General features: G+C 63.4%; 1 protein-coding gene and 1 pseudogene. Both read left to right on the top strand.

Translation table 11 applies throughout. The annotated features are described in order from the left end of the window. Window positions 1-476: pseudogene (locus tag ACLKOZ_RS22435) on the top strand (ABC transporter substrate-binding protein); the annotation flags it as partial. Between the two features lie 47 nt (window positions 477-523). Continuing rightward, a partial coding sequence (locus ACLKOZ_RS22430; RefSeq protein ID WP_436478476.1) for an amino acid ABC transporter permease occupies window positions 524-1288 on the top strand: 765 nt, incomplete at its 3' end.

Here is a 1288-nt window from a genome sequence, read left to right as displayed (position 1 = left end):
TCAGGGCCGGCAACTCCGTGGCCGCGGCCGCGGGGAACCCGCTGAACCTCACCGTTGAAACCCTGTGCGGGAAGAACATCGCCGTCACCCAGGGCTCCACCGGCCAGCTCAAGCGCCTCCCGGCCCTGAACGAACAGACCTGCACCTCCAAGGGCCAGCCGGCGATCAACGCCGTGACGCTGCCCAACATCCAGGACGCCCTGACCCAGCTGCACTCCAAGCGGATCGACGGCATCCTCTACGACACGACCTCGCTCGCATGGGCCCAGAAGCAGCAGCCGGGCTCCTTCACCATCCTCGGCCGGGTCAACGTCGGCTCAAGCGACCTGACCGCCGTCGGCCTGAAAAAGGGCTCCCCGCTGACCCCCGCGTTCCAGAAAGCGCTCCAGTCCGTCCTTGAGACCCCGGAATACAAGAAGTCCCTCGAGAACTGGGGCCTGGACTCCGGAGCCATCACCGACGCCAAGCTCAACTAGAGGACGCCACCATGGTCACAGCTACTAAAAAAGGAAGTAGGACAACGATGGCTAGCATTGATGCAGCCCTCAAGCCACGGCTTCGACTTCGGACTCGCTCCGAGTACGCGGGATGGGTCCTCAGCATCCTGGTGGGCATCGGGATCCTCACCTCCGTCCTGACCAACCCCAACTTCAAGTGGGGGGTGGTTGCCCAGTACTTCACCCACGAATCCATTCTCCGTGGCCTGATGCTGACGATCTTCCTCACGGTGGCCAGCATGACCCTGGGAACACTCCTGGGGCTGGGCCTGGCCATCATGCGCTCCTCCAAGGTGAAGCCGGTGTCCATCGCCGCGGGGATTTACATCACCCTTTTCCGGGGCACTCCGGTGCTGGTGCAGTTGATCTTCTGGTTCAACATCTCCGCGCTCTACCCGAACCTGACCATCGGGATCCCATTCACGGACATCGGCACCGCGATCGACATGAACGCCCTGATGGCCCCGATTACCGCGGCGCTGATTGGCCTGACGCTGAACGAGGCCGCCTATATGGCCGAGATCATCCGGGGCGGGTTCTCCTCGGTCGGCAAGGGCCAGATCGAGGCAGCGGATTCGCTCGGGATGAGTGCCGGCATGAGGATGCGAAAGGTCATCATCCCCCAGGCGATGCCCTCGATCATCCCGGCAACCGGCAACCAGGTGATCGGCATGTTCAAGGGAACCTCGCTGGTCAGTGTCCTCGGCGTTGCCGAACTGCTCCAAAGCGCCCAGCTCATCTACGCCCGGACCTACGAGACCATCCCGCTGCTGCTCGTCGCCAGCCTCTGG

Origin of the sequence: Arthrobacter sp. R4, from assembly GCF_051365025.1 — a bacterium.
In the GTDB taxonomy this organism is placed as follows: domain Bacteria; phylum Actinomycetota; class Actinomycetes; order Actinomycetales; family Micrococcaceae; genus Arthrobacter.
The sequence above is the reverse complement of the archived record's forward strand: the minus strand, read 5'-3'. Positions and strand labels throughout refer to the sequence as shown.